Source organism: Salegentibacter salarius, from assembly GCF_900168265.1.
Taxonomy (GTDB): domain Bacteria; phylum Bacteroidota; class Bacteroidia; order Flavobacteriales; family Flavobacteriaceae; genus Salegentibacter; species Salegentibacter salarius.
Genome location: NZ_FVZF01000003.1, coordinates 85928 through 108951 on the forward strand (window position 1 = coordinate 85928; position 23024 = coordinate 108951).

Consider the following 23024-nt stretch of genomic DNA (forward strand, 5'->3'; position numbering starts at 1 on the left):
TCGGCTGTGGGTTAAAATTTGAACCCGAAGGTAAAGGTTAATCTTCCTCCATCATCACCATAATAATAACCGGTGTTTGCGGTAAAAGCGCTAAAGCCATTTATCCAGATAGATCCACCATAATTGTTTCGCCATTGTTCTGAATTAGAACCTTCAGCCCAAACACGACCGTAATCGAAACCTGCGCTTACTCCAATTTGCAACGGAATGAAATTCGTTTTAAATCGGCTTATGCCAACCCTAAGATCGGTAGAGTGGTAGAAAGATTGCTTCCCGTTGAAGCGTTCCCAACGGTAGGCTCTTAGGTTTTCGTTTCCGCCAAGAATAGCACCGTCATAGTATTCATAATTATCACCAATAATAACTTTTCCGCCTATTTTGGTGGCCAGGACAGCTATTCCGCTTTCGTGTAATGGATAATCTATGGCTAGAGACGGACTTATATAGGCAAATTCATTATTGTATTCGTCAATATTAGTTTTGTAACCCGTGGTAATATCGGCTTCAAATCCGCGTGCTGGATATGCAGGGTTACCCCTATTTTCATAATGGTAGTTTAATTCCCCCCCAGCATAAAGTTGCTGATTAAAAAGGTCGTTCTCTTCATCAAAAGCATCGGCTATAAATCGTTCTTCATCATAAGACACTTCTCTTGATTGTAAGAAAGGTTTCGCATAAAAACTTCCGCCCGAATTTCCGCGCCAAATTAGTGATGGGGCAATTTTCCATTGCTCAATCCTTACACGGTTATAATCACGACCAAAACTGTCTCGCATATTTTCTGATTCTATGCCTTCACCAAAATAGTTTAAAGCAAAATTAGGACTGGTATAACGCGCATCTATTCCAAGGTTCCAGTTATAGAAAATGTGGGCAAATTCCCCAAAATATCCTACTTCAAAGCCATTTGTGGCGAAATAATAGGAGGCATCAAAACTATGTTGCGTGTTAAACGGATTATTGGTTAATCCGTAAGTAGTGTAGGTGTCTTTTAGTCCAAGGGAAAGTCCCTCATCCCCATTATAATCTACCTGGGGCATAATTTTATTCTCACTTTGTTTGCGCTTGTCAGGATCATATGTATTGATCTCGTAATCATCTACCAACCATTTTTTAGATTTTGGATTGGTAATGGTGTTTTCCTTGGTTTTGTGATCGTACAATTTAATTTTACGTGTATTTTCAAAATCGTAAATGTCATTTTCTTCTCCTCCAATAACATTGATTCTAATAAGATTTTCTCCATTACCGGTAACTTTAAAAGTATCATCACCATCAAGGCCGTAGATCCAAATCTCATCGGTAGCTTCAGAATTATAAGATTTACTGAAGACTTCTTTTCCATCTTCATTAATCATCTCTATAGCAGTAATACCGTTTTCTTTTCTTATAATATTAAAAACATCATCTTCCTCGGTTCCGGGTAATACCTGGAATTCCTGGAGGTAGTTGTAATATCGTTGAGCAATGTCGCCTAAATTATCTCTTCTGGCCTTAAGGTGTGCTTTAATATCTTCTATGGTTTTATCCTGAACTGCTTCGGGTAAAGCTTCAAAAGCAGTTTCTATTTCTTCGTTGGTAAGCTGAGACTGAATAAAGTTCACTTGCTCCTGCCAATCTTCCCAATCTGAAGTTTTCAATAATCGCTGATCTAGAGGGTATCCGGAAAGATTAAACCATTTTACATTATCTACGTTATCATCATAGGTTTCCATTTTTCTCACAATTGGTAAGCCCAGTTTCACTAAATCTGGAATAAAACCATCGTAATTAGGAAATGCAAAATCCCTATCTCTTGGGATAGGTTTGTAAAGTTTGGTGCCATCGCTTTGGGTATGCAAGGCCCATCTCCATTGGTCATAATGCCTGTCCCAATCGCCAATTAGCATATCTACCAACCGGTTTTTTATAAATTTATCTTCATCTGCCTGTATATTTTTAGACTCTTTCAATTCTGTTAAAAGATCGCGTGTACTAATGATATCTTCAGGAGAGCCAAATTTTTCAAACTCTTTATTTTCATCACCTACGTGAGCTTCAAGCATATAAAGTTCATTCCCATATTCATCATTATTCAGGCCGAGCGCTTTTTGTTTCGGGATATAGAATATTTGTGGTTTCCCGGCATTTATTTCAAGTAAGTCGTTGATGTGTTTTAAAGAGTAACGAGCATAAGGATGTGCCGTGGTAAAGAGATCTAAAGCATAGCGTTGTGCCACTGTATTTTCTATATAATCTTTTATATAATGATCTTTTATAGCTGCAGATTGCAGAAAACGGGTAGCGCTTTTCTTAAGTGCACGTATAGTGAATTCGTTTTTATCGTCGGCAATAAATCGCAGGGAACGTGATTGCATACCACCGCCTTCTTTTAGCGGTTCAAGATTCCCGTCTAACGTATCTAGAAATAGCACAGGAGCCTTTATTTTTGTACTATAAACATCCCTGTAAAAATCTCCAAAAAGCGATTTATACAAGCCCGATTTATCGGTTTCTTCTTCGGTATAAATAGAAGCACTTATAGTATCCCCAATTTCCTCTTTGGTTTTAAAATCAATTTCATCCCAGTTAGGTTCGTCGCTTTTAATTGTCTTGCTGAAAATTGGATTTTCAGTATTTTCTATGGTGAAGAATTCAACTAGTGTTTCGTTATTTTTATAGAGTTTTAATTTCGCATAACCACTTTTAGTAGTTCCGAAGTGTTCATTTTCCTTCCTTATGCTTAGTTTTTTAGGTTTTCCGGTGCTTCCGCTTATAATTTGTGGAATACCATCGTCTTCTAAATATTGCAGATTTTGATCTTTCCCGGAAATGAAAATCACATTATCAAACTGGCTGGCCAGGGTTTCTAACCGGCCTCGTAAATATCTATGTTCTTCATTTTGATAATCCTGTGGAGAAAATCCGCCAATCTTTTCGGTAAAAGATCTTTTTGAATTACTCATCACCGGGTGTTGCAGTGAAACTAAAATAGTTTTTCCGTGGGCATCTTTAATATCATCCTTAAACTCTGCAAAAAAGCGTTCCCTGGTTTTTATATCACATTTAGCATTCATATTTGGGTGATCGTCCCAGTTTTCTAAATACCATTGGGTATCTACGGTTACAAGTACAAGATCATCAGTGATATCTTCTTTTTCTATGGGGCAGCCATCATCTGGCCAAACTTCAATATTAGATTGGTTATCCTGAAGAAAAGACTCAAGATCGTCTATTCGGTTTTGGCCACCTTTTGTCCATTCGTTTTGGCCGGGAGTAAAAACAACTTTTCCATTAAATTCCTGAACGGCATCTAAAAGATTCTTTTTAAGAAATTGCTTTTGAGCTTCCCGTTCTCCTTCTTGCGGAAATCCTTTAGACGGAAGAAAATTCCCTTGCACCAGCAGGGTAGCTTCCTCGTCATTTTTAGAAGCTTCTACAATAGCTTTTAGTACTTTTTGACCTTCACCAGTAAGGTCGTTTCCAATATTTCCTGCAACATAAAAAGTATGTTCCAGAGATTTAGGTTTTTCTTTACCGGGAGTAACCTGGGCAGTTGCCGTTATCCCTGAAAATAAGAAAAGAAATGTAAGTTTTAAAAGCGTATGAATATTTCCCATATATGCGTAAAACGAAAATTATTTTTATTGAATGTCAAATTTTTGAAAAAAAATGCCGTTTTACAATAGCTTTTAACGCATTATAACACTTGTTATTAGCAAGTCTTTAACGTTAAGGGAGTATTCAATTAATTCAGGTTTCTTTTTTGAATAAAAAAGCGTTTCAATAAAGAGGAAGCTTCTTCTGCCAGGATACCAGATTTGACTTCGGTTTTTGGATGGAGTTTGACCCCGGTTTTACGATAACCACGTTGTTGGTCTTCGGCGGCAAAAATAAGCTTTGAGATCTGGCTCCAATATAAAGCACCTGCGCACATTTGGCAGGGCTCCAGGCTTACATACATTGTGCAATCTTTTAAATATTTTCCGCCAAGAAAACTGGCAGCAGCGGTTATGGCCTGCATTTCGGCGTGAGCGGTCACATCGTTCAAGGTTTCGTTTAGATTATGGCCACGCGCAATAATTTGATTGTTAATCACCACAACAACGCCTACGGGAATCTCGCCCCTTTCAAAAGCTTTTTCGGCTTCTTCCAGGGCTTTTCGCATAAAATATTCGTCGTTGTAAGGCTGTAGCATTGTAGATTAATATTTCTGCGGAAAGATAAAAATTATAAAATTAGCTTCTGAAGAAATCCTTGTAAGAAATATCTTTTCAAAGCTTAACTTTGCTTACTATGGATCCCAATATTTTAGAAGAAATACATTCACCTGAAGACTTACGAAAACTTTCGGCAGAGAGATTACAGGAAGTTTCAACCGCGTTGCGTAAGTTTATTATAGATATAGTAGCCACCAAAGAAGGGCATCTTGGCGCTAGCCTTGGGGTGGTAGAATTAACTATTGCCTTGCATTATGCGTTCAATACGCCTAAAGATCTCCTGGTTTGGGATGTTGGTCACCAGGCCTACGGCCATAAGATCTTAACGGGTAGACGCGAAAATTTTCATACCAATAGAAGACTCAACGGTATTAGCGGATTTCCGAAGCGGGAAGAAAGTGAGTACGATATTTTTGGGGTAGGGCATTCCTCAACCGCGATCTCTGCAGCGCTTGGAATGGCGATTGCTTCGAATTTAAAGGGAGAATTCAGTAAACATCATATTGCTGTGGTGGGAGATGCTTCTATTGCCAGTGGAATGGCCTTTGAAGGATTAAATCATGCGGGAGTGACCAAAGCTAATTTATTAGTTGTTCTTAACGATAATGCTATTGGGATAGACCCCAGCGTGGGTGCTTTAAAACAATACCTAACCAAAGCGCGAGTGGGTTATAAGCCAAAGCAAAGCAATATTATTGAAGCTTTAAATTTTAAATATTTTGGTCCTGTAGACGGGCATGATATTGCCGGGTTGCTGGAAGTTTTTGAACAAATGAAGCAAATTGAAGGTCCAAAATTCCTTCACGTAATTACTACAAAGGGTAAAGGATTAAAAAAAGCTGAAGAAGACCAGGTAAAATATCACGCCCCCGGAAAATTTAAACCCGATACCGGTGAACTTTTAACTTATGATACCGCCGGGCTTCCTCTAAAATATCAGGATGTTTTTGGTCTCACTTTGGTAGAATTAGCAAAAAAGAACGAAAAAATTATAGGAATTACTCCTGCTATGCCCACAGGAAGCTCCCTGAAGTTTATGATGCAGGCATTTCCGGAAAGAGCATTTGATGTGGGAATAGCCGAACAACATGCGGTTACGCTTTCGGCAGGGATGGCTACCCAGGGCTTTGTGGTTTTTTGCGCTATTTATTCTACTTTTTTACAACGCGCTTACGACCAGGTAATTCACGATGTGGCACTGCAAAAACTCCCTGTTGTTTTCTGTCTGGATAGGGCAGGACTGGTGGGAGAAGATGGCGCCACACACCACGGCGTTTTTGATATTGCCTATTTAAGATGTATTCCAAATATTATAATTGCAGCACCCAGTAATGAAACTGAACTAAGAAACTTGCTGTATACGGCACAGCTAGATTTAAGGCTTCCTATGGCGATAAGATACCCACGGGGAAGAGGAGTTCAAAAACAGTGGGAAACTCCTTTTGAAGAAGTAGAAATAGGAAAAGCCAGCTGCTTACAGCAAGGAGATAGAATTGCAGTGTTAAGTATTGGTAATATGGTGCAAAACGCAACTAAAGCTATAAAAAAGGTGAAAAACGAAACAGTAGGCCATTATGATATGCGTTTTGTAAAACCTTTAGATGAAGAGGTTTTGCATTTTGTATTTAAAAAATATAAAGTGGTTATCACTATCGAAGATGGCGTAGTGACCGGAGGTTTTGGTTCTGTGGTTTTAGAATTTGCCGCAAAACACGATTATAAGGCTAAAATTAGAAATTTAGGCTTGCCAGATGAATTCATCGAACAGGGAAATATAGATGAGTTACAAGAAATTGCAAAAATTAACGTTCAATATATTGAAGAAGAGATAGTCTCTCTTATTCAAAATCTTTAATTTTGCAATTCCGAAAAATCTTAATTAACTAATGAAAATCAAAGTCTTATGTCTTTTAGCTTGCTTAATTCACTTAAATTCAACCGCAAAAAATTCAATTTCAGATTACTATCCTGGCAATTATAGCGATACGATAAAACCTTCAGATTCTCTTAAAGTAGTGCCGCCCGAAACAGAGGTGGATTCTGTTGTGGTTACTTTCTGGACAGAGAAAAATGAAGTAGGGGTAAATCTTAGCGAGGTTGCTTTTGTAAACTGGAATGCAGGGGGAAATAATTCAATTTCGGCATTGGTCTATGGTAACCTGGAAAGAAATTATAAAAAAGATGATCTTAATTGGCGGAATAAAGCAATTGTACGTTATGGGATTAACTCCCAGGAAGGCCAGGAGCTTAGAAAAACTGAAGATGAATTACGTTTGAGTTCTTCTTTTGGTTATAGAAAAGATTCGATTTCTAACTGGTTTTACTCCGCAAAATTTAACTTTAATACCCAGTTTACTAACGGATACAAATATCCTGATACCAATAGTCCCATCTCTAAATTTATGGCGCCAGGTTATCTATTTCTGGGTATTGGTAGTGAATATTCAGATCCTGTAGAAGATCTTAAGGTGTATATTTCTCCTGTCACTCAAAAATCAACATTTGTTTTAGACCAGAGGTTGGCTAATGAAGGGATGTTTGGTGTTACCGGCGCGGTTCGGGATACGCTTGGCAATATTGTGGAAGAAGGGGAAAAAGTAAGAACGGAATTTGGATTCCTGGTCACTAGCGATTTTTCAAAAGAAGTTTTTGAAAATGTTGAGCTAGATAATCAGTTGAGTCTGTATTCAGATTACCTAAACAAATTTGGAAATATCGATGTGGAATGGCAGCTAAACGTAAATTTAAAAGTAAACGACTTTATAAAAGCCAATGTTGGTTCACATTTGCGATATGATGACGATGTAAAATTTAAAGAAGATACAAATGGGGACGGGGAATTGGAAACCACCGGGCCCAGAGTTCAGTTTAAACAAATGCTTGGCGTGGGCCTCGTTTACGAATTTTAAAGATGCCGGCTGCCTAAGCCGGCATTTTCTTATCAAGATTTTAAAGTTTTTGTGAAGTACTTCAAAGGCACTCTTAAAGGAATAGTTTCTTATAATTTAATCCCTTTATATTTTTCAAAAGAAGCCACGGTAAAACCATCGGTTAAGGAAGCGGTATGAGAACAGATTTCCAACAAACGCTTATAAACACTAGACTTTTCCTGAAGCTCAGCCAGGTTTGGAACCGATTTTAAAACTAATTGGTTAAAATTAGAATCGTGCTGATCCTCTTCTGGAAGTAAAGCTTCAGTATAAGTATCTAATAGGTGTGAAAGCATCTTATAACCTGCAATTTCTTTGCTAATCACTTCTTCGCTTTGGTATATTTTCTCAATGCTAATTTTAATAATGTCGTCTATTTGAGCTTCATATTTACTTTTATCCAATAAGCCGTGGTGAAAGTTACCGGCCAGAATTGCATCTTCATTTTTCAGAAAGGTCTCTACCGCCTCAGTGATTAAGGTGTTTATGGCTAAAGCTCTTAGGTAGCTCAGTCTATCGGCCGTGTTGGTAAGGCTATTATATTTACTGGTGTTTATATTGTCTTTAACTAGTTTTATAAGATACTCCAGCGCGTAATCTTCATCTATAAGTCCGAGGTTTATCCCGTCTTCAAAGTCTATTATAGTATAACAAATATCATCTGCTGCTTCTACTAAAAATGCTAACGGGTGCCTGTAATAACTTATATCTCCATTTTTTCCGGTTTTTAGAAGACCAAGTTCTGTAGCTACCTCCTCAAAGATCTCTTTTTCGGTCTGGAAAAACCCGAATTTTTTATCGGCTATATTAGTTGTGGGTTTATGCGGAAGTGATTCCTTTGGATACTTAATAAAAGCACCCAGAGTAGCGTAAGAAAGGCGAAGCCCACCAGAGATGCCCGGTTTATTCTGTGTAAGAATTTTAAAACCATTGGCGTTCCCTTCAAATTTTACAAGATCCTGGTACTCTTTCGCCGAAAGTTCATCTTTAAAGCGTTTTCCGTTTCCGTGGCTAAAATATTCTCCAATCGCTTTTTCTCCGGAATGCCCAAAAGGCGGATTCCCAATATCGTGTGCAAGTGCAGCAGCAGCTACAATGGCACCAAAATCATTCATTTTATAAGCGTGTGTTTTTTCGAGTTGTGGATGCTTTTCCAGGATTTTTTGTCCGGCGAGCCTACCTAAAGATCTACCTACTACAGAAACTTCTAAACTATGTGTTAACCGAGTATGTACAAAATCGGTTTTAGAAAGTGGGATCACCTGTGTTTTGTCCTGTAAACTTCTAAAAGCTGAAGAAAAAATAATACGATCGTAATCTACTTCAAAACCCAAACGGGTTTCGTTTTGCTCTTTTCTCAGTCTTTTATTTGTGTCTCCAAAACGTTTTAAAGAAAGGAGTTGCTCCCAGTTCATCATAATTTTATGCTATTTAGTGCCGAAATATTATTTCCACTTCAAAAATAGAAAAAGCCTTAAGAATATAAGCTAGTTGATGCTTATTTGCTGAAAGTAAACTTTCCAGAGAAGAGATAAAAGGGAAAGATTTAAGCTGAATTCACAATAAAAAACTGAAACTGCGCTACATTGGGGAATATAACGCTCGTTTCAGTTTTACTCGATAATCGAGATTACTTGCCTTGAAATTAAAAATATTATTTATATAAATGCATCTCGACCTTGCTCCGAGGTGGTTTACTAATCAGTTTTCTTACTGATTTTATTAAAGTTTTTGTCTGTATTTTTTGAAAGTTTTTGTGCTCTTTGCTCTAAGAGGTTTTCTTTCTCATTCTTTAAACTTCTGTTCACCATTAGATCAGTGAACAGCCTGTTACTTTCATAATCCAGGTATTCGTTTAAAGCTTTTGCAGTTAAGCCAATTAATTCTAAAGGAAGGAAATTAAAAATAACTTCTTTTTCTATAGCCACGGCTTCACCAATAATTTGCTGAACTTTTTTATCTGAAATATTCTCTAAAAGGTGATCTCTAAATAAGTGGGTTGCAAAATCGCGGTGTAGTGCTTTGTCGCGATAAATCATTTCGTAAGTATAACTTAATCCTGGCAGTAAACCACAGTTTTTAATCCAGAAAATAGTAGCAAAACTACTGTAGGAAAAAATACTCTTTGCGGTAGCAAGCGCAACTAATTTTTCTGCAAAAGAGGGGCTATTGGTCCATCTTTTAATCCATTCTTTTCTTGCTGTGTTGGTAGGGAAAGCTTCGATTTCTTTAAATATTTGCTCCTGTTCTGTGGAATTTAAAAAGGAGTTTAAAAAAATACCATACGTTTCTGTATGGGTGTTTTCCATTACTGACTGTAAGTCAAGAAATGATTTCGCTTCAGGAAGTTTGATGTTTTCACTAAGTTTATTAGTGCTTTTTCCATTCAAATTATGTTCTGAATGAAGAATTAGCGCAATTACCTTATGCAGGAATAAACGTTTTTCTTCGTTTAGGTCTTTCCAGTTTTCAAGATCTTGATGAATATCTATTTCACCGGTTGTCCAGAAATTTGCCTCAATGGCTTTGTAGGCGTCCCAAATATCGTTGTGTTTTACAGGAAATATTACAAATCTGTCCTTGTTGTCCCGAAGTCTGGGTTCCTGTCTATTCATAAAAAGCGATATTAATGAAATTTAAATAAAAGATCATTAACAAATATCAAAAAATATTATTGTTTATTTAATATATAATAATTAATATTTCAACAAAGTTTTCAACATAAAAAGTTCAAAATTAGCGCATTGAACCCTAATTTTTTGCTTTTTACCGATATTCTGGAATTAGGATGTTGAAAATATTAAAATAAGCCTGTAGTCACGTTTGAAAATAATACCAATAAGGGAAATATTATTATTCCTGTAGGAAATACCAGTTTATATCTGAAGGAATATTTTCTATACGTTGAACTATTGTAGTTTTTGGTTGCACTTTCCCGTCCGCTCCCTCAAAAACCTCAGTAATTTGATATTCAATAAGATTCCAGCCTTCTTTGAAATCAAGTGAATAATCTGTTGTTTCCTCAAAACTTTCATCCTGGATTTGGGTGAAAGTTGTAATGCTGCAAGTTCCCTTCACCGCAGCGGGTTCGTCTAAATAAGTCCATTCTAAATACTTTCCGGTTTCACAATTTAGATCGCCATAAGAAAAAAAGTAATCGGCAATAGGCTTATTGGAAGCCGCGAGAATGCCTCCAAGAACTTCTTTTTTATCCCTGTATACCACAAGATATTTTGGCAGGCTGCTCAAATTGGCTTCTCCATTCGTGTAAGTTAAATCATCTGAAAAACAGGCGAAGGTGCCGGAAACATTTTTAAGAGCTGCCTTCCAGCCTTTTGGTGCCTTTTCCTGTTCTTTCTCCATTTTATCTTTCATTTTTTGAAGAAAATTAGCTTCAAGTTTAATTTGTATGTTTCCATCTTCGTCAATACTTCCAAATTTTTGGGCTTCTCCGGTAATAAAATCAATTACTCCCAAATCTGCTTCCCCATGTTCCCAATTATCTAATCGGGCTTCGATTAGGTTTTGAGATTGAACATTGATCCCGAAAAGCAAACAAACGATTAAAATTATATTAATTGTTTTCATTTCTTTAAATATTGGCGAACCATTTCTCAAACTGATGCCCAAGGATTGGAACGGATTTCGTTTTATGGTTAATGGCATTAATTAATCCTACAATCCATAAATACAACAGGAATATTGATCCAAGGAAGCTTAAGATCCAGCCTAAAATGGGAATCATGCCTATAATGAAAAGTCCCAGGCTAATTATTACCAATCCAAGAGATTGTTTTATATGAAAAGCCGCAAATTCATCTTTTTTCTCGTTATTTAAAACGAAAGCTACTACCAATCCAATTACGGTTAAGTAGGCAATAATGGCTATTGTTTTGGGATCGAACGTACTTTTAGCCTCGTTTGTATGTGTGTTTGAGTCTTCCATGATTTTTATTTATTACTTAGATGCACCCAAGGAAGCGTAATCCTCCTTATTTATTGAGAAAGATTTTTTCTCCAGGCCGGTACAGCGCATATTCGCATTGCGGTTAGCATTATTTTTATCTACCATTTGCATTTCCATCATCAAGGCATCTCCTTCTTCTAGCCAATCGGCATTCCAGCCTTTTGGGATGTTGCTTTTTTCGGAACTATACATGTTGGCAAAACTAATTGGTGCCTCCTGCGTAAGATAGAAAGTGAACTTGTGCTCTTCGGTTTCGGCTTCATAACCCTGGCATTCATATCCCAGAATATTTTTTGTGCCAATCTTCTTTAATTCTGTATCCTGATATGGATTGGTTTCTTCTTCGCTACTCATAAGATCATCTAACTTACTGGCAGTTATAAAATTATTTTCGCCAGAAGTGAAATACATTATACTAAGCTTATTGTTCATATCGAGAACCATAAACATACCTTCAGCTTGAGGCATTCGCATCCCGAAATAAGGAGCGTCTTCTTTTAGAAGATACGTCATATCTATATTCCCGTCCTTGGTTTCCATATTTAGCTGATATTCCCAATCAAAATCATAAGATTGGGGCACTTCACTAATGTCTACTCTATTAGCGCCCATAGGAATAGGGCTATTTTTAAGCTTGGTATCCCACATTTTATTGAGGGATTTATCAGCTTCATTCGCCGCTTTGTCTGAAATATTTTCGGTTACTGCGTGTTCAACCTTTTTCTCTACTTTTTCCTTTAATTTTTTGAGAAACTGTGCCTCCATCGTGGAAATGCAGAATAGAAGCGAGAATCCCAACAAGATTAGCTTTTTCATAATTTCGAATTTTAGATTATAAATAAACTGTAAACCTTAGGATTACAGGCTGGGGCTGAATTAATTAAAAAATGTAGGGAGGTTTTTAAACTACCGGCTTGGGGTTCGCCGGATTTTGGGGTAAAAATTTGAAATTTTAAGGTACAAAATATTTCAGAATATTAAAAATACTATTCTCAAAATCAATGATATAAAATGTGTGGTGGATTTAAATTTCTTTCGCAGCTTCTTCTAATTGGTTGTACCAGTCTTCACCAAATTTCCTGATAAGTGCATCTTTGGTGAATTTATAAACCGGCACCTGAAGCTCTGCTCCCAGGCTACAGGCATCGTCACAAATTTGCCATTTATGGTAATTGACAGCAGAAAATTCTGAATATTCCTGAATACGAACTGGGTATAAGTGACAGGAGATAGGTTTTTTAAAATCGATTTCTCCCTGGTTGTAAGCTTCTTCAATTCCGCAAAGCGCGGTGCCTTTTTCATCAAAAGTTACGTAAGCACAATCTGCTCCATCTATCAATGGGGTTTCAATCTCATCAAGATCGGTAGTGATATAGGTACCTTGTTTCTCTATAGCCTCTATTCCTTTTTGGCGCAAATAAGGCTTTACTTTTGGATAGATATCGTCTAGAATTTGCCTTTCTTCTGGCGTTACCGGGGCACCGGCATCACCGTCTACGCAGCACGCGCCTTTACATGCTGAAAGGTTGCACACAAAATCTTTGGTTAAGATCTCTTCTGAAACTATGGTTTTTCCTATTTGAAACATGCTGCAAATATAAATTTAACTTACCTGACCCGGAAAATTTTAACCTACAAATCTTTTATGTTTTGCCCAATTAATTTAAATTCTAAAGCAGAAAATTTTAAGATATAGTTTTGTAGGTATTTAATGACTGGTACTGCTTAATTTTAGAATGCGAAGCCTATACCAATATTTGCCATAAAACCAGAGAAAAATAAGGCATAAGGTGTCCCGTCGGTATCAAAACTTATTCGTCTGGTTTCGCTGTTTCCATCGTTGTAAACTCTTGTCGTTTCTATTGTTTCTGGTAATGGAGAAAATGCATAACCAATTTCAGGTCTAAAGTAAAAAAGGCCCCCTAGTTTTGCTCCTAATTTCACATTCAGAGAGCCATGTGATGTATCTACAATATCTCTAAATTCCTGGTAGACTATTGTGCCTTTCGCTTTAATATTTCCGTAACTCAACCCCCCCATACAAACCTCTTCCCGGTTTAAAGAAATAGTAATTTAATCCGCCTTCAATATAAGTGAGGTCTAATTCATTATTCTCGGCCTCGGCCTCTTCATCAAAGCCTAACCAATCTGATTTTATCATTGAATAATCCAGGTTAACCGCTAATTTATCATTGAAAAGTGGTGTTACATATTCTATATTTCCGCCTATTATATTGGGAAATCCAAGTTTAGCGCCAACTCTAAAGGGTCTTACTTTTTTTTCTTCCGTTTGGTTTTTGTTGTAAGAAATAGATTCCTGGGCGTTAATGTTTCCCATATTCAGTATAATTACCAGGGCAATCAAAATGTTAGTTTTTGTTTTCATTACTTGATGGTGTTAGTTTAAAAAATTCACAGGAGAGGCCCGGGGAATAATTACTCCTTTATTTTATTGATCAAAAAGATATATTGAAAATTGAACCAAGTTGGGAAGATTAAAAGTATATTAAGCTGTTTTCTAGTGAAATACTTGTTTTTACGTATTTTTTGGCAAATTCAGTTTATCTGAAAATTTTACCAGGATTATACTCAAATAACCGGTATTAGGTTCTCTGAAAAACTGGTTAAATTTTAATAAAAATTTTACTTCCTAATTGCTTGACACTCTGTTTTTAAAAATTACTTTTGCGCAAAATTTTTAAAAAGGGGAGTTATGTGGGAATTACTTAACGCAAAACAGATTTTTACCGCCGGAATGATTCTCTTCGCGGTTATAGATATAATTGGAAATATCCCAATTATTATAGACCTGCGTAAAAAGGTAGGGCATATTCAAAGTGAAAAGGCTTCGGTAGTCGCCGGGATTATTATGATCGTTTTTCTATTTGTAGGAAAAGAGATCTTAAATCTTATTGGGATAGATGTAAATTCGTTTGCCGTAGCCGGTGCATTTATTTTGTTTTTCCTGGCCTTAGAGATGATTTTAGGAATTACACTTTATAAAGACGATGAACCCGAAACCGCTTCTATTGTTCCGCTGGCGTTCCCATTAATTGCCGGTGCGGGTACACTTACTACGCTAGTATCGCTACAGGCAGAATATGAAGCGATAAATATTATTGTGGCTATCCTAATCAATATTATCTTTGTGTATATGGTATTAAAATCTTCTACTAAAATTGAGAGGGTTTTAGGAAGCCAGGGCATTAGCGTAATTAGAAAAGTGTTTGGTGTAATTTTACTTGCTATTGCCGTGAAATTATTTGCCACTAATATTCAGAGTTTATTTACATGAAGTTATTTATTTATACCGTAATTTTTCTAGCCTTAGTTATTATTGGCTACAGTACAACCGTTTTGAATTTTGATGCGCTTTTAAAAGGCGATAGCGGTACTGCTGTGCTTGTAATAGTAGGTGGTCTTTGTCTTATAATACTTATGGGGATTTTATTAACCTCCAGAAGTATAGCCGAAAAGCATAATTCTTAAAATGAAATTTAACGTTCTTATTATAGGAGGTGGCGCTGCCGGAATGTCTTGCGCGCTTATTCTGGGCTCTGCAATCCAGAAAAATGTAGTTTCTAATAAGAATGTAGGGATTATTATGCATCAGAAAGCTTCCCATCTAAACTCGGCGCTTCTTAATAATGCATTGGGGGTGGTGCCGGGAACTTCGGGAAAACAAATCCTGGAAGAAGGTGTGTTGCATTTAGAAGAGCAATATCCCGAGATCGAACAAATAGATAAAGAAAAAGTTAAGGAGATCATTCAGTTAGACGAAGGTTTCAGGGTAGTTACCAATAAAAATAGCTATGAAACTGAAATTGTAGTAATAGCCACCGGTTATAACAGTCCTTTTAGAATAGAAGGATTAGAAAATGAAGTGATTCCGCATAAAAAAGCGAAAGTTTCTAAAGAGCGTATTCAGCTGAAAAACAAAGATCATTTGGTGAAACCAGGCATTTATGTTGCAGGTAGTCTTGCCGGTTGGCGAAGTCAATTCGCTATTGCCTGCGGAAGTGGGGCTAGTGTGGCCACAGATATCCTGAGTTTATGGACCGGGGAACATACCAAAGTACACGATAAAGTGCTATAACATATAGTAACCCGTTACCATTAAGGGGACAGAAAAGATCATTAAAATTAGGCAGGTGCGGTGTAATCTTCTGTAAAGAAGGGCTAGTTTTAATTTATTTCGAAAGTCTTTATCTTCTGTAATTTTAATCTGACTTTTAATACAACTCACTGAAACATTAGAGGAAGTAACCAGGATTTCTTTCTGTAAGAAAAGTAGTGCGCTATTATCCAATAATCTAAAGCTCACCGCTACAATGAAGAAAAATAGCGGGGAAACAGTAAGAAATATTATAAGATTTTCATGAAACGCACTCACGAATGCAATTTATTCATTTTTTTTCGATAATTCAAGCACTTTTTCAATAGCGGGATCATTTTCATTGATCAATTTCTCAAAAGCGGTAGTGCCGTATAGCTGCTGGGCGATCACAGCCTTTAAAAATTGTTTTAAAAGTGTTTTTTGACTATTTACATTCAGCCTGATATTGGCACTCGCTACAAAACGAACAAAATCGCGCACCATTTCATCTGAAATAACCACTTCACTCTCAAAATTCTCGCGCTTAACATTGTTGTAAAAACTACGATTTTCTTCCAGTACATTAAAGATAAACCGACTCATATAACCGCCGTGTAATAGGAGTTTAATGTTGTTTCTTTCATTATCGCTATCAAGTGGAATAAAGATATCGGGAATAATCCCGCCGCCGCCGTAAACTACTTTCCCTTCGGGAGTTTCGTATCTAAGAGAATCATCTACATTTATACTGTCGGCACTGTTGAGTTCACCATTCTTGTAACGGCGCATGTAATCTTTAAAATAGCTTTCGTTTCCGTTATCGTAAGGCTTTTGGATAGAACGGCCTGTAGGGGTGTAATAGCGGGCAATTGTTAACCTAACTGCACTACCATCGCCTAATTCCATTTCGCGTTGCACAAGGCCTTTACCGTAAGACCTGCGACCTACAATAGTACCGCGATCGTTGTCCTGTAATGCGCCCGCTACAACTTCACTGGCCGAAGCTGAATTCTCGTTAATGAGCACATAGAGATCACCATTTTCCAAAAGTCCTTTTCGTCTTGAAAATGTTTCTTCTACAGCGCCACTTTTATTTTTGGTGTATAGAATCAGTTTTTCGTCCTCGAGGAATTCATCTACAATTTTAATAGCTTCAGAAAGGTAACCGCCGGGATTGTCCCTAAGGTCTAAAGCGATTTGATTAGCGCCTTTGGCCTTGAGATCTTTCAATGCTTTTTCAAATTCTTTATAGGTAGTTTCAGAAAATCTGTTCACCTTAATATAGCCGACATCTGGCGATAACATATATGCGGCATCCACACTTTTTAGAGGAACTCTACCTCTTCTTACCTTAAAAGTTAGCAGGTCTTTAATGCCCTTTCTTTTTACCTTAAGTGTTACCCGCGAATCTTCTTCTCCTTTAAGATGTTTGGTTAAAGAATCATTACTAATATTATTGTTGAAAAGTGGTGTGCCATCGGCATACAGAATCCGGTCGCCGCCACGAATTCCTATTTCTTCGCTTGGGCCGCCTTCCAGGGCCTGAATCACCACAACAGTATCGTTTACATTATAAAAGCTAACTCCAATTCCTACAAAATCACCCTGCATATTCTCCACTACGCCTGCATATTCTTCTTTAGGAATGTATACCGAATGCGGATCGAGATTTTCAAGGATTCTATTTACCGTAAGATCTACTATACTATCGGTATTCACATCGTCTACATACTCATAATCTATGTAGTCTATAAGTCGGTTGAGTTTTTGTTTTTTCGGATTTGAAGAAAATAGGGTGTCAGAAGAGGAAAAATCCAATTTTCCGCCCAGCAATACGCCGGTAGCGCAAGCTGTTGCGAGAAGAATAGGAATTAATATTTTTTGCCTGGTATTCAATCTTCTAAATCCTTTATCATTTCAAGTTCTACTCCGGCCTTTTCAAGAAATTCGAGTCCCGAATTATCTTTGTAATCTATATGATAAACCAGCCTGGTGATTCCTGCCTGGTGAATTAATTTACTGCATTCCTTGCAGGGGGACATCGTGATATATAGCGTGGCGCCATTGCAGGATTGGGTAGAGCCTGCAACTTTTAAAATAGCATTGGCTTCAGCGTGTAGCACATACCATTTAGTGTAGCCTTCGTCATCTTCACAATAATTTTCAAAACCAGTAGGGGTGCCGTTAAAACCATCAGAAATTATCATTCTATCTTTCACAATAACTGCGCCAACCTGCTTTCTTTTACATTGTGATAATTTACTCCATTCTCGAGCAATTCTCAAATAAGCTTTATCGTATTTTAATTGTTTTTTCTTATCCATGAGCGCTATTTTCCGGCTTTGCAGATGTGATTTTTTACTCGATAATCGAGATTAAATACTCCGTCCCGAAGCATCGGGATGCCTCGAAATCAAATTATATTTTCCAATAACAATGCTTCGTGAGCTTGCTCCGAAGTTTTTAAATTAATTCCCTAATTTAAAAAATAGCCTGAAAATTTTCCTGAAGAATTGGTAAAATAATACCAATAACTATTGCTGAACTTACTAATATCCAGTCTCTTTTAGAAACCGAAAAGATATTTTGAGCAATAAAACCAAGAATAATTACAGCAATTACTACAATAACCTGTGCAGTTTCTATTCCTAAAGCAAATTCCAGAAGTGGTAAAAATTTACTTTCGGTATTTGCTGCAACCATCTTAAAATAGGTAGAAAACCCAAGACCGTGTATTAAACCGAAAAATACCGTAGTAAAATACAGGGGATTGTGGTTTTTGTTACGTTCTTTTTTGCTGGCGGTTACTATATTGTACAAAGCTGTAAGAATTATTGTAATAGGAATGAGCAATTCCACCCAGGCCGAATCTACTTTAACAATTCCGTAAACAGAAAGGAATAAGGCCAGGGTATGGCCAATGGTAAATAAAGTCACCAACCAAAGAATTCGTTTCCAGCTGCTAAAAGTGTAGGCTGTAACCAGAACGATTAGAAACAAAATATGGTCATAAGCCTGCCAGTCCAGAACGTGTTCGAGACCTAATCTAAAGTACAGCCAGAATTGAGACATATAAAAAATTATTAGAAAAACCCGAAAGTACAACTTATTCAGAAAATTGCAAAGGCTTTTGGAGGGCTCAGTTTTGCCCTGCTAAAGAGGTTTTTTTTAAGGAAATTTCATGATTAAATTAAGGACTCTCCGGGTAATGTTAATGCTGAACTATGAATATGAGTTGATACATTTTGGTTATAGTAATCACCCACAAAAACCCGATTTTCTTTATGTAACGTCTAACTTTTTTAGTGAAAAATCAAACATTAACGTTGGTTTAAACGATGTTGAACGTGATTTTGGTTAGTTTTGCTTGTTAAGTGAATTTTGAATGCCCCTCTGCCGGACAGATTTTGTTTTTAATAAAATTAAATCACCCAGAATTGGAGTCGGTTTATTGATAAAAGAAAAAATTATGAAGAAGAATTTAATGAACATGCAGTCTCTGGATATTTATCTTTCCTCTCTAAGTATGGAAGAGTACAGAGAAATTGAAGATGATATAAGGGTTTCTGAAATCAAACTGATGCCTCTTCGTAGCTGGGATATTTATAACGATTATTATGCAAGGCAATTAGCGATTTTAAGGCAGCAGAATACTATTAATTCCTTTAAGGAGTTGGCGAAGAAGTTTGAATGGGAAAACGATCTTGATGCTGTGTTTAAAGATAAAACTTTTGATGCTTTAGTGCTTACTAATAAAGAAGCGAAAATAGAATGGGTGAGTGAAGGTTTCAGCGAAATGACTGGATACAGTAGTAGGTTCGCTGTCAATAAAACTCCACATTTTTTACAGGGAAAAGAAACCGATAAAGTAGCTTTAGAGCGAATAAGGCAGAAACTCTCACGGGAAGAACCTTTTACAGAAGTTTTGATTAACTACAAAAAAGACCAAACCGCTTATAAATGTGAGATTAGTGTGATTCCATTAATCAATGATAATACCACTCACTATTTAGCGCTGGAGCGACAGGCTGGTTGAAATAATTCTAAACCAAATCAAAGATAGATGATGGCGCTTTAAATCAAATTTTCAGGTAATTGATGTAGAATAAAATAAAATTTATTTACGCCTGTAGTGATCTTAGATTTCTTTAGGATGTATCTGGAGGTCTCGTCAGACGAGATTACCTTAGGATGCCAAGAATTAAAGTACATTTTGAAAATTATAATATCTCACTATCTCTTTATGTGTGAGTTTGATCAGTCAATTATTTTTTACCCGATAAAAAAATAGTCTTTCTTACCTGGTAAAAAGAACAAGTTTTTCTCACAGTAAAAAAGAAAAAATAAAAGGTAGGAATTAAACAAATTGGATGTATAAAAAGAATATCTCCATATCTGTTCGCTCACTTATTAAGTAGCTTTTTATACTTTAGTTGGTTTAAACTTTAAATGAACTACAAATGAGAAGATTATTACTACTTATACCATTAATTGTATTTGCCTGCGGAACAAAACCTACTACAATTGAACCGATAGAAAAATCATTCGAAGCGCCAGGCTCAAAAAATGAATTATATGTAAGGGCAAATTCTTGGTTTTCGGAAGCGTTTAATAGTCCGCGTATGGTAATAGATTTTAGAGATAAAGAAGAAGGGATTATAACGGGTAAATACCAAATGGCACCTAAATGGGCTTATAATGGATTTGCTATTTATCAAAATGGCGGATATAACGCCAATATTCAAATTCAATTAAAAGACAGTGCAACAAAAATAACCGTAAAACCTGAGCAGTTTGTTGCAACCGGGAAATTCAATAAAAAAAAGGCCATTCTAAATATTAGAAAATTAATAAACTCTTATATTGATTATATGAGTGAGGAACAATTAACCGCATTTTAGTCAAAGAAAAACAACTTTTAATTGTTATTTAAACGGATAAAAAAAGAGATACTTTCATTATTCTTTGTCAAATATTTGTAAGCAGGGCATAAAAAAACCCGTAACACATTGATAAGTAGTGTTTACAGGTTTTTAAGTACTCGAGGCGGGAATCGAACCCGCACAACCGAAGTTACTGGATTTTGAATCCAGCGCGTCTACCAGTTCCGCCACTCGAGCAAGTGGACGGCAAAATTATAAAAATTTACATTCTCCACACGGTTTTTTCTACTTTTTTTCCAAAGGGCTAAAGTGAAGGCTGGAATGAATTTTTTTGAACTTTTTAACTGCGTCTGTAAGCTTATTGTGCGTAATAAAAAAGCCGATTTCTCAACTTTGGGAAAATTTTACTTTAACTCGATCTTGTCAATTATAAGTCGGAAATCTTCAGCTCTTTTATTTCCAATTAAAAACCGCACTTCCTGAATCTCATCTGCCGAAAAGTTAGGGATATCCAGTTTTCGGCCCCTGAAGGTTGGCGTCATTTCATTTATTGGGATCTCTATAGTTTGCCAGTCTCCGGTAGTTTTAAAAGTATATATATAGGAAGCTCTATCTTTTAGATTAGATTTTATCCTGAACTGATATTCTTTTCCGTCTCCTTTTATTTTAATAGATGCTTTAGTGTAGGCCTTGATATTTTTAGAAGGAAAATGATATTGCAATGAAGCAAACCCACCATTGTTTTCCAGGGAAACAGTGCCTTTAAAAACAGCATTGCCTTCAGCACTGCGCTCCAGTTGGCTGGAAGAATTTCCTCCCATCACCACATCGTTTTCTACTTCCCAGCCCGACCAGTCATTTGTAGCACTAAAGTCGAAAATGAGTAAACTGCTCATAATAAAAGGTATTAAGATTAAAGCATATTGCTGTTGAACCATTTTTCTTTTAAAGTTAGTATTTTTCTGAAAATAAACCATATACGGGTTTCTTGCTGGGAATTGCCGGGTATTTCAACTTTAAATTACTCGGATATTTGCTTTAGTTTTTCCCGCTTTAATAGGCTAATGCTAAAATCCTATTTTTTAACACGAAGTAGCTTCTTTCAAAGCCTGTTCAGAAAGAAATAAATTTATAAATTTGGGGCCACACAACATAATCCCAACAAACACTCAAACACAACACAAAAATGTCAGAAGCAACTACCGAAGCAAAAATTTTTTCCTGTACACAGAGTAAAGCTTTAGCTACAGAAATAGCGGCTGCTTACGGCACCAAATTAGGAAACGTAATCACCTCTACTTATAGTGATGGGGAGTTTCAGCCTTCTTTTGAAGAATCGGTTCGCGGATCTCGAGTTTTTATTATAGGATCAACCCATCCGGGATCAGATCATTTAATGGAAATGCTATTAATGCTGGATGCTGCAAAAAGAGCATCAGCCAGGCATATTACTGCCGTGCTACCGTATTTCGGATGGGCACGCCAGGATAGAAAGGATAAACCCAGGGTGCCAATCGCGGCTAAAATGATTGCAAGTATTCTTGAAACTGCCGGCGCAACCAGGATTATTACTATGGATTTGCACGCCGATCAAATTCAGGGGTTCTTTGAAAAACCTGTAGATCACTTGTTTGCGTCTACAATATTTCTTCCGCATTTAAGAAAATTAGGACTGGATAACTTAACCATAGCATCGCCTGATATGGGTGGTTCTAAACGGGCTTATGCTTATTCTAAGGCCCTGGAAAGCGATGTGGTTATCTGTTATAAACAAAGGGCCAAAGCCAATACGATTTCACATATGGAACTAATTGGTAATGTAGAAGGAAAAAATGTGGTATTGGTAGATGATATGGTAGATACTGCCGGAACACTTACTAAAGCTGCTGATGTGATGATGGAGCGTGGTGCCAAAAGTGTACGTGCTATTTGTACACACCCGGTACTTTCTGGAGAGGCTTACGAGCGAATTGAAAATTCTAAACTTCAGGAATTAATTGTTACCGATTCTATTCCTTTAAAACAAGATAGTCCTAAAATTAAAGTGGTAAGCTGTGCCGATCTTTTTGCCGATGTAATGAGCAGGGTACACAAAAATAAATCCATCAGTTCTAAATTTATCATGTAAGTCTTCTTGCAATCAGTTTCTTAAGGAGTTTCATTAATAAGAAGCTTGCTTTAAAGAATTTTGATTCAGGGTTTTATAGAAAGGAAAAAAGCGCTACTTTTGCAGCCTAAAATTTTTCAACAATGAAATCAATTACGATCAACGGATCTAAAAGAGAAAGCGTAGGAAAGAAAGCCACGAAGGCCCTACGTAATGCTGGACAGGTTCCTTGCGTATTATACGGGGGAGATGCCAAGCCGTTGCACTTTGCAACAGAAGAAATTTCGTTTAACAACCTTGTGTACACCCCAGATGTGCATACTGTGGAAATTAAGTTTGGAGATAGCGAGAAGTTTGACGCTATTCTTCAGGACATCCAGTTCCACCCGGTTACAGATGCTATCTTACACGTAGACTTCTACCAAATTAGTGATGATAAGCCAATCACTATGGAAATTCCAATTCATACCGAAGGTGTAGCCAGAGGTGTAAAGAATGGTGGTGTATTACGTTACAACTTACGTAGATTAAAAGTAAGAGGTTTGGCTCAGGAATTGCCAGATTATATTACTGCAAACGTATCTAAACTTAAGATAGGTCAAAAACTTTACGTTACTGCGGTTGCAGATGAATCTTACGAAATTCAGCACCCAGATAACACAGTAATTTGTCAGGTTAGAACTTCACGTAACATTGTTGCCCTTGAGGACGACGAAGATGATGAAGATGAAGTACCAGCAGACGAAGTACCATCTACTGAAACAGATGATGTTGCTGCAGTTAAAGAAGGAGAAGATAATTAATCTATTCTTTTTTCAACAAAACATAAAAGCATCCCATTT

23 protein-coding genes and 1 tRNA gene are annotated in these 23024 nt (G+C 36.8%); 9 read left to right on the forward strand and 15 right to left on the reverse strand.

What is annotated here, in order from left to right; all coding sequences use genetic code 11:
* Nucleotides 1-11: 11 nt before the first annotated feature.
* The gene (locus B5440_RS02905) at nucleotides 12-3599 is read right to left on the reverse strand and encodes a bifunctional metallophosphoesterase/BamA family protein (protein ID WP_070054494.1); all 3588 of its coding nucleotides are present in this window, start codon (nucleotides 3597-3599) and stop codon (nucleotides 12-14) included.
* A gap of 128 nt (nucleotides 3600-3727) precedes the next feature.
* Entirely contained in the window at nucleotides 3728-4177 is a 450-nt protein-coding gene (locus B5440_RS02910; protein WP_070054495.1) for a nucleoside deaminase, read from the reverse strand.
* A gap of 98 nt (nucleotides 4178-4275) precedes the next feature.
* On the opposite strand from B5440_RS02910, the gene dxs reads away from it, so the two are divergent.
* Together dxs and B5440_RS02920 are read left to right on the forward strand one after the other, a co-directional pair.
* Entirely contained in the window at nucleotides 4276-6054 is a 1779-nt protein-coding gene (dxs, locus tag B5440_RS02915; RefSeq protein WP_070054496.1) for a 1-deoxy-D-xylulose-5-phosphate synthase, read from the forward strand.
* Between the two features lie 31 nt (nucleotides 6055-6085).
* Nucleotides 6086-7108, forward strand: coding sequence for a DUF3078 domain-containing protein (locus tag B5440_RS02920; RefSeq protein WP_070054497.1), 1023 nt, complete (start codon nucleotides 6086-6088; stop codon nucleotides 7106-7108).
* An 89-nt stretch (nucleotides 7109-7197) separates the two neighbouring features.
* On the opposite strand, the gene B5440_RS02925 is transcribed toward B5440_RS02920, so the two are convergent.
* The 8 genes from B5440_RS02925 to B5440_RS02960 form a co-directional block, all read right to left on the reverse strand.
* The gene (locus tag B5440_RS02925) at nucleotides 7198-8544 is read right to left on the reverse strand and encodes a deoxyguanosinetriphosphate triphosphohydrolase (RefSeq protein ID WP_070054498.1); all 1347 of its coding nucleotides are present in this window, start codon (nucleotides 8542-8544) and stop codon (nucleotides 7198-7200) included.
* Nucleotides 8545-8826: 282 nt separating this feature from the next.
* Nucleotides 8827-9744 carry a ribonucleotide-diphosphate reductase subunit beta gene (locus B5440_RS02930; RefSeq protein ID WP_070054499.1) on the reverse strand — a complete coding sequence of 306 codons (918 nt, stop codon included), beginning with the start codon at nucleotides 9742-9744 and terminating at the stop codon, nucleotides 8827-8829.
* Between the two features lie 238 nt (nucleotides 9745-9982).
* On the reverse strand, nucleotides 9983-10717 hold the full coding sequence (locus B5440_RS02935) for a hypothetical protein (RefSeq protein WP_070054500.1): 735 nt from the start codon (nucleotides 10715-10717) through the stop codon (nucleotides 9983-9985).
* A gap of 4 nt (nucleotides 10718-10721) precedes the next feature.
* Entirely contained in the window at nucleotides 10722-11075 is a 354-nt protein-coding gene (locus tag B5440_RS02940) for a DUF4870 domain-containing protein (protein ID WP_070054501.1), read from the reverse strand.
* 12 nt (nucleotides 11076-11087) lie between these two features.
* The gene (locus B5440_RS02945; RefSeq protein ID WP_079711053.1) at nucleotides 11088-11912 is read right to left on the reverse strand and encodes a DUF4412 domain-containing protein; all 825 of its coding nucleotides are present in this window, start codon (nucleotides 11910-11912) and stop codon (nucleotides 11088-11090) included.
* A 208-nt stretch (nucleotides 11913-12120) separates the two neighbouring features.
* The gene (locus tag B5440_RS02950) at nucleotides 12121-12684 is read right to left on the reverse strand and encodes a DUF3109 family protein (RefSeq protein WP_070054503.1); all 564 of its coding nucleotides are present in this window, start codon (nucleotides 12682-12684) and stop codon (nucleotides 12121-12123) included.
* Between the two features lie 143 nt (nucleotides 12685-12827).
* Nucleotides 12828-13136, reverse strand: coding sequence for a hypothetical protein (locus tag B5440_RS02955; protein WP_141728132.1), 309 nt, complete (start codon nucleotides 13134-13136; stop codon nucleotides 12828-12830).
* A complete protein-coding gene (locus B5440_RS02960; RefSeq protein ID WP_070054505.1) occupies nucleotides 13108-13482 on the reverse strand; it encodes a hypothetical protein in 375 nt (124 codons plus the stop codon). Before B5440_RS02960 ends, B5440_RS02955 begins: the two co-directional genes overlap by 29 nt.
* A 327-nt stretch (nucleotides 13483-13809) precedes the next feature.
* Here B5440_RS02960 and B5440_RS02965 point away from each other — a divergent pair, with 327 nt between their 5' ends.
* From B5440_RS02965 to B5440_RS02975, 3 genes are read left to right on the forward strand one after another with little or no spacing between them, the layout of a single operon-like run.
* Complete coding sequence (locus B5440_RS02965; protein WP_070054506.1) at nucleotides 13810-14391, forward strand: MarC family protein; 582 nt, start codon at nucleotides 13810-13812, stop codon at nucleotides 14389-14391.
* Entirely contained in the window at nucleotides 14388-14585 is a 198-nt protein-coding gene (locus B5440_RS02970) for a hypothetical protein (protein ID WP_070054507.1), read from the forward strand. Before B5440_RS02965 ends, B5440_RS02970 begins: the two co-directional genes overlap by 4 nt.
* 1 nt (nucleotide 14586) lies before the next feature.
* Nucleotides 14587-15192, forward strand: coding sequence for an FAD-dependent oxidoreductase (locus tag B5440_RS02975; protein ID WP_070054508.1), 606 nt, complete (start codon nucleotides 14587-14589; stop codon nucleotides 15190-15192).
* 306 nt (nucleotides 15193-15498) lie between these two features.
* Here B5440_RS02975 and B5440_RS02985 read toward each other — a convergent pair whose 3' ends face one another.
* The 3 genes from B5440_RS02985 to B5440_RS02995 all read right to left on the reverse strand — a co-directional run bounded on the left by B5440_RS02985 (nucleotide 15499) and on the right by B5440_RS02995 (nucleotide 18264).
* Nucleotides 15499-17088 (reverse strand): S41 family peptidase, encoded by a 1590-nt coding sequence (locus B5440_RS02985; RefSeq protein ID WP_070054510.1) that lies wholly within the window; start codon nucleotides 17086-17088, stop codon nucleotides 15499-15501.
* Nucleotides 17085-17516: a deoxycytidylate deaminase gene (locus B5440_RS02990; RefSeq protein ID WP_057481054.1), complete on the reverse strand. Its 432-nt coding sequence runs from the start codon at nucleotides 17514-17516 to the stop codon at nucleotides 17085-17087. Before B5440_RS02990 ends, B5440_RS02985 begins: the two co-directional genes overlap by 4 nt.
* Nucleotides 17517-17673: 157 nt before the next feature.
* Nucleotides 17674-18264: a HupE/UreJ family protein gene (locus tag B5440_RS02995; protein WP_070054511.1), complete on the reverse strand. Its 591-nt coding sequence runs from the start codon at nucleotides 18262-18264 to the stop codon at nucleotides 17674-17676.
* A gap of 397 nt (nucleotides 18265-18661) precedes the next feature.
* Between B5440_RS02995 and B5440_RS03005 the strand changes: the two genes are divergently transcribed.
* The gene (locus B5440_RS03005) at nucleotides 18662-19228 is read left to right on the forward strand and encodes a PAS domain-containing protein (RefSeq protein WP_070054602.1); all 567 of its coding nucleotides are present in this window, start codon (nucleotides 18662-18664) and stop codon (nucleotides 19226-19228) included.
* Nucleotides 19229-19652: 424 nt separating this feature from the next.
* The gene (locus B5440_RS03010; RefSeq protein WP_070054513.1) at nucleotides 19653-20093 is read left to right on the forward strand and encodes a DUF4468 domain-containing protein; all 441 of its coding nucleotides are present in this window, start codon (nucleotides 19653-19655) and stop codon (nucleotides 20091-20093) included.
* Between the two features lie 137 nt (nucleotides 20094-20230).
* On the opposite strand, the gene B5440_RS03015 is transcribed toward B5440_RS03010, so the two are convergent.
* A tRNA-Leu gene (locus B5440_RS03015) sits at nucleotides 20231-20312 on the reverse strand.
* 167 nt (nucleotides 20313-20479) lie between these two features.
* A complete protein-coding gene (locus tag B5440_RS03020) occupies nucleotides 20480-20971 on the reverse strand; it encodes a CIA30 family protein (RefSeq protein ID WP_232756015.1) in 492 nt (163 codons plus the stop codon).
* A gap of 290 nt (nucleotides 20972-21261) precedes the next feature.
* On the opposite strand from B5440_RS03020, the gene B5440_RS03025 reads away from it, so the two are divergent.
* Nucleotides 21262-22203 (forward strand): ribose-phosphate pyrophosphokinase, encoded by a 942-nt coding sequence (locus tag B5440_RS03025; RefSeq protein WP_070054514.1) that lies wholly within the window; start codon nucleotides 21262-21264, stop codon nucleotides 22201-22203.
* 122 nt (nucleotides 22204-22325) lie between these two features.
* The gene (locus B5440_RS03030; protein ID WP_070054515.1) at nucleotides 22326-22985 is read left to right on the forward strand and encodes a 50S ribosomal protein L25/general stress protein Ctc; all 660 of its coding nucleotides are present in this window, start codon (nucleotides 22326-22328) and stop codon (nucleotides 22983-22985) included.
* The last annotated feature ends 39 nt before the right edge of the window (nucleotides 22986-23024 follow it).